Source organism: Actinomycetota bacterium, from assembly GCA_036280995.1.
Taxonomy (GTDB): domain Bacteria; phylum Actinomycetota; class CALGFH01; order CALGFH01; family CALGFH01; genus CALGFH01.
The window spans coordinates 1-8,948 of the sequence record DASUPQ010000736.1; the positions used below are offsets into that span (position 1 = coordinate 1).

9 protein-coding genes are annotated in these 8,948 nt (G+C 74.2%); 2 read left to right on the plus strand and 7 right to left on the minus strand.

What is annotated here, in order from left to right; translation table 11 throughout:
* Together VF468_24655 and VF468_24660 are read left to right on the plus strand one after the other, a co-directional pair.
* On the plus strand, positions 1 to 2,570 hold a 2,570-nt coding region (locus VF468_24655), incomplete at its 5' end, for a class I tRNA ligase family protein (protein ID HEX5881481.1).
* A complete protein-coding gene (locus VF468_24660; protein HEX5881482.1) occupies positions 2,567 to 3,043 on the plus strand; it encodes a hypothetical protein in 477 nt (158 codons plus the stop codon). The genes VF468_24655 and VF468_24660, both read left to right, overlap by 4 nt.
* Here the strand turns inward: VF468_24660 and VF468_24665 are convergent, their stop codons facing one another.
* From VF468_24665 to VF468_24695, 7 genes are all read right to left on the minus strand, one after another.
* Complete coding sequence (locus VF468_24665; GenBank protein HEX5881483.1) at positions 3,044 to 3,205, minus strand: hypothetical protein; 162 nt, start codon at positions 3,203 to 3,205, stop codon at positions 3,044 to 3,046.
* 42 nt (positions 3,206 to 3,247) lie between these two features.
* Positions 3,248 to 4,153 (minus strand): DivIVA domain-containing protein, encoded by a 906-nt coding sequence (locus tag VF468_24670; GenBank protein ID HEX5881484.1) that lies wholly within the window; start codon positions 4,151 to 4,153, stop codon positions 3,248 to 3,250.
* A gap of 350 nt (positions 4,154 to 4,503) precedes the next feature.
* Positions 4,504 to 5,001 carry a cell division protein SepF gene (gene sepF, locus VF468_24675; protein ID HEX5881485.1) on the minus strand — a complete coding sequence of 166 codons (498 nt, stop codon included), beginning with the start codon at positions 4,999 to 5,001 and terminating at the stop codon, positions 4,504 to 4,506.
* Positions 5,002 to 5,195: 194 nt separating this feature from the next.
* Entirely contained in the window at positions 5,196 to 5,915 is a 720-nt protein-coding gene (locus VF468_24680; protein HEX5881486.1) for a YggS family pyridoxal phosphate-dependent enzyme, read from the minus strand.
* Positions 5,916 to 5,953: 38 nt separating this feature from the next.
* Positions 5,954 to 6,787, minus strand: a complete 834-nt coding sequence (pgeF, locus tag VF468_24685; GenBank protein HEX5881487.1) for a peptidoglycan editing factor PgeF — start codon at positions 6,785 to 6,787, stop codon at positions 5,954 to 5,956.
* 19 nt (positions 6,788 to 6,806) lie between these two features.
* Positions 6,807 to 8,009 carry a cell division protein FtsZ gene (gene ftsZ, locus VF468_24690; GenBank protein ID HEX5881488.1) on the minus strand — a complete coding sequence of 401 codons (1,203 nt, stop codon included), beginning with the start codon at positions 8,007 to 8,009 and terminating at the stop codon, positions 6,807 to 6,809.
* A gap of 177 nt (positions 8,010 to 8,186) precedes the next feature.
* Positions 8,187 to 8,948: FtsQ-type POTRA domain-containing protein (locus tag VF468_24695; GenBank protein ID HEX5881489.1), on the minus strand; the 762-nt coding region annotated here is incomplete at its 5' end.

Below are 8,948 nucleotides of genomic sequence, written 5' to 3' on the forward strand. Positions count from 1 at the left end.
CGACCACCGGGACCCTGGCCGACGAGGGCGCGGCCCTGCTCGTCTGGACGACCCAGCCGTGGACGCTGGTCCCCAACGTCTCGGTGGTGGTCGGCCCCGAGATCGACTATGTGCTGGTGGAGGCGACCGGGGAGGACGGCCGGGCGCGCCGGCTGGTGGTGGCCCGGGACGCGGTCGCCAGGGCGGTCGGCGAGGACGCGCGGGTGCTGCGTCCGGTGCCTCTGGAGGAGCTGCTCGGCACCCGCTACCAGCGGGCCTTCGACCTGATCCCGGTGACCGAGGAGGAGGCGGCCCGGGGCTGGACGGTGGTGGCCGACGAGTACGTCACCACCGGGGACGGGTCGGGCCTGGTCCAGACCTCCCCCGCCTACGGCGCCGAGGACCTGGCCGTGGGCCAGCGCTACGGCACCCCGGTGCTCCACCCGGTCGGCCCGGACGGGAAGTTCGGGCCGGAGACGGGCTGGCTGGCCGGCCGCTTCGTCAAGGCCGCCGACGCCGACCTGGTCGAGGACCTGCGCCGGCGGGGGCTGCTGTGGCGGGCCGAGACCCACAGCCACGCCTACCCGTTCTGCTGGCGCTGCGGGACCCCGCTGATCTACTACGCCCTGACCTCCTGGTACGCCCGGACCACGGCCAAGAAGGACCGGCTGCTGGCCGAGAACGCCCGCATCGGCTGGCGCCCCGAGCACATCCGCGACGGCCGCTTCGGCGACTGGCTGGCCAACAACGTCGACTGGGCGCTGTCGCGGGCCCGCTACTGGGGCACCCCGCTGCCGCTCTGGCGCTGTGCGGACGGGCACGTGACGGCCGTCGAGAGCCTGGCCGACCTGTCGGCCAGGGCCGGCCGCGACCTGTCCGGGCTCGACCCGCACCGGCCGTTCGTGGACGAGGTCGCCTTCGCCTGCCCGGACTGCGGGCAGGAAGCCCGCCGGGTCCCCGACGTGCTCGACGCCTGGTTCGACTCCGGGTCGATGCCGTTCGCCCAGTGGGGCTACCCGCACAGCCCCGAGGGCCGGGCCGCCTTCCAGGCGCAGTTCCCGGCCGACTTCATCTCCGAGGCCATCGACCAGACCCGCGGCTGGTTCTACTCGCTGCTGGCCGTGAGCACGCTGCTGTTCGACCAGACCTCGTACCGCAACGTGGTCTGCCTTGGGCACATCGTGGACCGCGAGGGCCGCAAGATGTCCAAGAGCCTCGGCAACGTGCTCGACCCGTTCGAGCTCCTTGACCGCTACGGGGCCGACCCGCTGCGCTGGTTCATGCTGGCCGCCGGGTCGCCGTGGGTGTCGCGGCGGCTGTTTCCCCAGGCGATCGAGGACATCACCCGGTCGTTCTTCCTCACCTTGTGGAACACCTACAGCTTCTTCTGCCTGTACGCCCGGCTTGAGGGGTTCGACCCGGCACGCCCGGGGACCGGGGCGGCCGCCGGCCGCACCCCGCTCGACCGCTGGGTCCTGGCCGAGCTGGCCGACACCGTGGAGCAGGTCACCCAGAGCCTGGACGACTACGACGCCACCGGCGCCGCCCGGCGGCTGGCCGCCTTCGTCGACGACCTGTCCAACTGGTACGTGCGGCTGTCGCGGCGGCGCTTCTGGCGCGGCACCGGCGCCGACGCCGACGCCGCCTTCGCCACCCTCTGGACCTGCCTGCGCACGGTGACGCTGCTGCTGGCCCCGTACGCGCCGTTCACGGCCGAGGAGCTGTGGCAGGGGCTGGTGGTGTCGGTCGACCCCGAGCAGCCGGACTCGGTCCACCTGGTCGACTGGCCCGAGCCCGACCGGGCGGCCGCCGACCCGGAGCTGGCCGCGGCCATGGCCGAGGTCCGGCGGCTGGTCGGCCTGGGCCGCCAGGCCCGCACCGAGGCCAAGCTCAAGATCCGTCAGCCCCTGGCCAGGGCCCTGATCGGCGTGCCCGACCCGGCCCGGGCCGGGGTGGCCGGGCTGCTCGACCTGGTCGCGGCCGAGCTCAACGTCAAGGAGGTCGGCTTCGCCGAGGGCGAGGCCGGGCTGGTCGCCTACAAGCTGGCCCCGAACTTCCGGGCGCTGGGGCCCCGGTTCGGGCGCGACGCCCAGGCGGTGGCCGCCGCCCTGCGCCAGGCCCCGGCCGAGCTGGCCGCCGAGCTGGCCCCGCGGCTGCGGGCCGGCGAGCGGGTCGAGCTGGCCGTGGACGGGCTGGGCACGGTCGAGCTGGGACCGGACGAGGCCGGGGTGGTCGAGGAACCGGTGATCGGCTGGCGGGTGGCCCGCGACGGCGCCACCGTGGTCGCCCTCGACCTGGAGCTCTCGCCCGAGCTGCGCCGCGAGGGGCTGGCCCGCGACCTGGTCCGGGCCGTGCAGGACCTGCGCAAGGCGGCCGGGCTGGCCGTCGACGACCGGATCGAGCTGGCCGTCAAGGCCGACGGGGAGGCCGCGGCCGCGGTCGCCGCCCACCGCGACTACCTGCTGGGCGAGACCCTGGCCACCAGCCTGCACGCCGCCCCCCGGGGCGACGGCCACGACACCCGGGTCGACCTGGACGGCCAGGAGGTCCGCATCTGGCTGCGGCCGGTCCGGGAGGGGGCGCGGGGGTGAGCGGCCGCGGGCCAACTGATCCACCTCCCGCCCGGGGGCCGGGGCGTCTGGACGACCTGGGGGACCTGCTGCCGGCGGCGCGGTCGCTGTGGCGGTACGTCTGGGCCGGGCCGAACAGCCTGGTCGGGTTGGTGGGCGGGCTCACCACCGGGACCCGGCCGGTGCGCTGGCGGGGGGTGCTGCTGTTCGAGGACGCCCGCGGGGGCCTGGCCCGGTTCCTGCGCTGGCGCGGGTTCGCGGCCATCACCCTCGGGCACGTGATCGTGACCAACCGGCGCCTGAATGACGGGCTGCTCGCCCACGAGCTGGAGCACGTCGCCCAGGCCGAGCGCTGGGGGCCGCTGTACTACCCGGCCTACCTGCTCGGGAGCGTCCGCGGGTACCGGCGCAACCCGTTCGAGCGCGCCGCCCGGCGGGCGGCCGACACCGTCCTGGCCGCCCTGGAGGAGCGCACCAAGGGCCGGCGGGGCTAGTCAGCGGGCCCGGCGGCGGCGCAGGGCCGTCACCAGCAAGGTGAGGGCGACAAGGTCGATGGCCAGCGACGCCCAGACGAGGCCGAGGCCGTCGGTGCGGAACAGCGACGCGACCAGCAGGCCCAGGGACAGCGCCAGGGCGAGCAGGGCGCCGGCGACCACCGGGCGCGCTACTGGACCGTTCTAGCGATGACCGTGCGGCCGTCAGTCGTCGTGCCGCAGGCGGTCGACGCGGTCGCGGCCGTTGTGGCCGAGCTGGTCCGAGCTGGAGTCGCGCAGGGCCGAGTAGGAGCTCTGGCGCGCCCCGGTCGACAGGGCCGGCAGGTCCTCGGCGCCCGGCAGGGGCCGGGAGTTCCCGCCGAGGCCCGGCGGCTGCGGCGGGGCCACGGGCCCGGACGGGGCCGCGTCCTCGAGCGCCTTGAGCTGGCCCTCGACGAAGCCGCGGAGCCGGGCGCGGTAGTCGCGCTCGAACGCGCGCAGGGCCTCGATCGAGCTCTCCAGCTCCTGGCGGCGCCGGGCCACCTGCTCGGTCGCCTGGGCGATCTGCATGCGGGCCTGCTCCTCGGCCACGCGGGCGCGGGCCTCGGCCGACTGGATCCGCTCCTTGTAGCGGGTCTCCAGGCCCTCGGTGAGCTCGCGGGCCCGGGCCTGGGCGGCCTCGGTGACCTCGCGGGCCCGCATCTGGGCGGCCTCGGTGACCTCGCGGGCCCGCATCTGGGCCTGCTCGGTCATGTTCTTGGCCCGCGCCTCGGCCTCGGCGACCATCGACTTGGCCTTGACCTTGGCCTCCTCGACCGTCTGGTCGGCCATCCGCTGCGCCATCACCAGGGCCCGGGCGATGGCCTCCTCGCCACCTGCGCCACCGCGGGACTCGGCAACCACCGGCTGGGGCTGCGGAGGCGGGGGCGGGGGCGCCTGCTGCACCACCGGCGCCGGCTGGGGTGGCGCCGCGCTGGAGGCCTGCTCCCGGAGGCGGGCGATCTCGTCCTGCATCCGGGTGAACTCCTCGGTGACCTGGTCGAGGAAGGTGTCCACCTCGTGCATGGCGTACCCGCGCATGGCCTTGGTGAATTCTTTGTGTTGGATGTCCAGCGGGGTTAGTGGCGGCATGTGCGCTCCTTACCTGCAAGTGGATGGGCGATTGTACCCGAGCACCACTCGAGCGTTCGCGTTGGGCCTAGCCGGTACTCACCACCTGTCTCAACAGGGCGATCAGCACGAACACGATGAGGGGGGAGAGATCTAGGGCCACAGCGCCGACTCGCAAAGGGGGAAGGAGTCGCCTTATGGGTCGGAGGATGGGTTCGGTCAAGTCATACAGTATCCCATACAGGATCGCCAAACCGGATAGACCTCGGCCACCGGTCAGGCTGAGGATGAGGTCCATCACGATCCGGCCGAGCAGGATCAGCCAGTAGAGACTCAGTAGTAGTTGGAGAATCCACACAGATCGACACCGGTCAAGCCTGGTTGAAGAAGCCCCGCTCCTGGAGCCGCCGCCGCTCCTCGGCCGAGACCTCGACGTTTCTGGGAGTGAGCAGGAACACCTTGTCGGCGACGCGCTGGATGCGGCCGTCCAGTCCGAAGGTGAGCCCGGCGGCGAAATCGATCAGGCGCTTGGCCGTCTCGGCCTCCATCGCCTGGAGGTTCACGATCACGGGGATATCGGCCTTGAACTTCTCGCCGATCTCCTCGGCGTCGTTGAAGCCGGACGGCTCGATCAGGTGGACCTTGCCGGTGGCCGCGGACGGGATCGGGTGAATCACCGCCTCGGTCGGCTCCTCGATGCGCCCCCCGTCCCGACGCCGCCCGTAGACGTCGGCGTCGCGAACCTGCCGGATGGGAGCCCGGTCGGCCGAGGGTCGCCCGGCCGCCTCGGCCACGTCGGCCAGCTCCTCGTCGTCCTCAGGCTCGACCAGCCCCAACCACACAAGGCTCTTCTTGAACGCCCCAGCCACCTAACGTCACCTGCCTTTCACCATGTCGACAACTGTCCAAGCACCTGAGGACGTCCGCCTTGGGCGGCGCCGGGAACACTATGGCGATAGTCGCCTCAGAAGTCACGGCGTACCTCCAGGAACGTCCGTTTGTCCGTTTTCCGAAGTCGTGATCGGCGCTCCTGACCGAATCGTAGGACTCACGGGTGACAGGCTCAGGGGCCACCTCCCCGGGGCAGGCCGCCGGCCGACCGGGCCGGGCGGGGTCCGAACAGGGCGGTGCCGACGCGGACCAGGGTGGCGCCCTCCTCGACGGCCACCTCGAAGTCGGCCGTCATGCCCATCGACAGCCGGGCCAGGCCGGCCTGGGCGGCCAGCTCGGCGGTGCGCCGGAACGCCGGCCGGGTCGCCTCGGGGTCGTCGGCCGGGGCCGGCATGACCATCAGGCCCTCGACCTCGAGTCCGTCGACGGCCCGGCAGGCGTCCAGGAACCCGGGCAGGTCGGGGGGCCTGACCCCGTGGGCGGCCTCGCGGTCGTCGACCTCGACCTGGACGAGGGCCCGGGCGGTGGTGCCGGCGGCCAGGGCCCGCCGGCCGAGGGCCCGGGCCCCGGCCAGCGAGTCGAGCGAGTGGACCAGGGCCCCGGCCGCGACCAGCGCGCCGGCCTTGTTGCGCTGCAGGCGGCCGACGAAGTGCCAGCGCACCCCCGGCACCTGGGCCGCCTTGGCCTCCAGGTCCTTGGCGTAGTTCTCGCCGACATCGGCGACCCCGGCGGCCAGCACGGCCCGGACCGCGTCGGGCGGGAACAGCTTGGCCACCGCGACCAGGGTCACCTCGCCCGGGTCGCGCCCGGCCCGGCCGGCGGCCGCCGCCACCCGCTCCCGCACCGCAGCCACGTTGGCCGCCACCGCCGAGGGGTCCACGGCCTGGTCCATCGGGGCACCCTCCTGGGGTTCCCCGAACCCCTCCGGGCTCACCGGGCCGCTCCGCCGGCGAGCGCGATCAGGCCGGCCTGACGGCCGGTGCGGCCCTGGTCGCGGCGGTGCGAGAAGAACCGGTCGGCGAGGTCGATGGTGCACTCGCCTGCCACCCGGACCTGGCCCACTCCGGCCCGCCCCAGGGCCTGGGCGGCTCCGGCGGCCGGGTCGAGGGCGGGGCGGCCGGCCCGGGTGGTGGCCTGGGCGGCCGGGTAGCGGGATCCGACGGCCTCGCGCACGTCGGCACCGACCTCGTAGCAGCAGCCGCCGGCGGCCGGGCCGACCAGCCCGACGCAGGACCCCGGGTCGGCGCCCAGCTCGGCCATGGCCGCCACCCCGGCCTCGACCACCCCGGCGGCCAGCCCGCGCCAGCCGGCGTGGACCGCGCCGATCACCCCGACGCCCGGATCGGCCAGGAGCAGCGGGACGCAGTCGGCCGTCAGCACGGCCAGCACCACCCCGGGCTCGCCGGTGACCAGCCCGTCGGCCTCCCCCAGCGGCGGCTTGGCCTCGGGCGGCCCTTCCCCGAGGCTGCCGGCGGTGACCCGCAGGACCTCGGCGCCGTGGACCTGGCGGGCCAGGGCCCAGGGGCGGCCGGCCAGGCCGAGGACGGTCGCGACCCGGCGGCGGTTGGCCAGGACCCGGCGCAGGTCGTCCCCGACCCGCAGGCCCAGGTTGAGGGTGTCGTACGGCGGCGTCGAGCCGCCGCCCGCCCGGCCGGTGAAGGCGGCCACGACCCCGGCCTCGAGCAGGTCCTCGGCCACCAGCACGGGCGGCCAGGCCGACGCGGGCGCGCCCGCGGTGGGGGGTCCGGGCCGCCAGGCCAGCATGCCTGCGGGGGGCTGCGGGTCAGCGCTTGAGGAAGGAGGGGATGTCCAGCTCGTCGTCATCGCCGTCGTACCGGGGGCGGCGGTCGGGCTCGCGCCGCTCCGGCTCCCGCCGCTCTGGTTCGCGCCGCTCGGCCGGGCCCGGGGAGGAGGTCGGCGGGGCCGGACGGGAGACGCGGCTGTCGCTGGCCCGCCGCATGCCAGGGGTCGGCCAGACCGACTCGTCCTCGGCCGACCCGGCCGCCTGGGGACGCCCGCCGTCGGCGGCCGCCTGCTCGGCGGTGCGGTCGAACCCGGCCGCGATCACCGTGACCCGGACCTCGTCGCCGAGGGCGTCGTCGATCACGGCCCCGAAGATGATGTTGGCGTCGGGGTGGGCGGCCGAGGCGATCACCTCGGCGGCCTCATTGACCTCGAACAGGCCCAGGTCGGAGCCGCCCGAGATGTTGAGGAGCACGCCCCTGGCCCCGTCGACCGATGCCTCCAGCAGCGGCGAGGAGATGGCCTGCTTGGCCGCGGCCACGGCCCGGTCCTCGCCCCGGGCCTGCCCGATGCCCATCAGGGCGGTGCCGGCCTCGCGCATGGTGGCGCGCACGTCGGCGAAGTCGAGGTTGATCAGCCCGGGGATGGTGATCAGGTCGGTGATCCCCTGGACGCCCTGGAGCAGCACCTGGTCGGCCAGCTTGAAGGCGTCGAGCATCGAGGTGGTGCGCTCGGCCACCTGGAGCAGGCGGTCGTTGGGGATGATGATGAGGGTGTCGACCTCTTGCTTGAGGCTCTCGATGCCCTTGTCGGCCTGGGCGGAGCGGCGCTTGCCCTCGAAGGCGAACGGCCGGGTCACGACCCCGATGGTCAGCGTCCCCTGGGCCTTGGCGATGCGGGCCACCACCGGGGCGCCCCCGGTGCCGGTGCCGCCGCCCTCGCCGGCGGTGACGAACACCATGTCGGCGCCCTTGAGGACCTCCTCGAGCTCCTCGGCGTGGTCCTCGGCGGCCTGGCGGCCGACGTCGGGGTTGGAGCCCGCGCCGAGCCCGCGGGTCAGCTCGCGGCCCACGTCGAGCTTGACGTCGGCGTCGGAGGCGAGCAGGGCCTGGGCGTCGGTGTTGACAGCGATGAACTCCACGCCTTTGAGGCTCGCCTCGATCATGCGGTTGACGGCGTTGACTCCACCGCCGCCGATCCCGACCACCTTGATCACGGCCAGGTAGTTCTGCGGCGCCGCCATCATCCAACCATCCTCCTTCGCCCGTTTCACGGACAGTCGTCGCCCAGCGCAAGGGCCAGGGAAGCGGGGGAAGTTGAGCCTCAAGTTGAGGTTAATATTACGTCAACCTCTAGCTGTCGGGGATGGTACAAGGTGCCCCTGACCTGGTCAACTACCCTGGTGTAATTTCACCCATTGTTATTCGCCCGGCGTCGCTCTGACGGTGGGTGCCGACGGATTCCGGACGTCGATTCGCTGCACCTCCCTTCCCTCTCGTTTCAGGGTCCGCCGCACCAGCAGCACGGCGGCGTCCTTTGCCGGCTGGTCGACCGCGAGCCCGTACAGGACCCGCGAGCCGTCCTTGAGCGTGAACTCGAGGCTGTCCAGGGACCGGGCGTTGACGCCGTTCACCTGCCGCTTGAGCTGGGGGGCCATGCCGCCGAGGGCGGTGAGGGCGTTGGCCAGCTCGTTCCCGGGGGGCAGGCGGCTGCCGGGGCTGATGCCGTCGGGCAGCGGGACCGCGGCCACGTACGGCAGCTCGGCCGGCCGCCGGCCGGCGGCGTCGAGCACGGTGCCGTCGGCGGCGACCAGCCAGAACACGCTGCCGCTGGAGATGCTGGCCACCGGCGGCCGCTCGCTGACGGTGATGCGGAGGCTGGAGGGGTAGTCGCGGGCCACGCGCACGGCCGCCACCCGGGGCAGGGCGGCCACCCGGGCCCGGATGGCGGCCAGGTCGAGCCCCAGGTAGGGCTCGCCCAGGCGGACCTGGCTGGCCGCGACGACCTCGGCCTGGGTGACCGCCCGGGCGCCCTCGACCCGGACGTCGCTGAGGCCGAACAGGGGCGTGCGGATCAGGTAGGCGACGCCGACGGCGAGGGCGATGGCGGCCACGGCCCAGCCGAGGATGCGGCGGCGTCGCCGGACCCTGGCGGCGATGATCGCCTTGCGCCGCTCGGCGAT

Bases quoted from the DNA above. Each gene is read 5' to 3' on its own strand.
- VF468_24670 (HEX5881484.1), bottom strand. From the start codon at position 4,153: ATGCCGCCACTAACCCCGCTGGACATCCAACACAAAGAATTCACCAAG.
- VF468_24680 (HEX5881486.1), bottom strand. From the start codon at position 5,915: ATGGACCAGGCCGTGGACCCCTCGGCGGTGGCGGCCAACGTGGCTGCG.
- pgeF (HEX5881487.1), bottom strand. From the start codon at position 6,787: ATGCTGGCCTGGCGGCCCGGACCCCCCACCGCGGGCGCGCCCGCGTCG.
- ftsZ (HEX5881488.1), bottom strand. From the start codon at position 8,009: ATGGCGGCGCCGCAGAACTACCTGGCCGTGATCAAGGTGGTCGGGATC.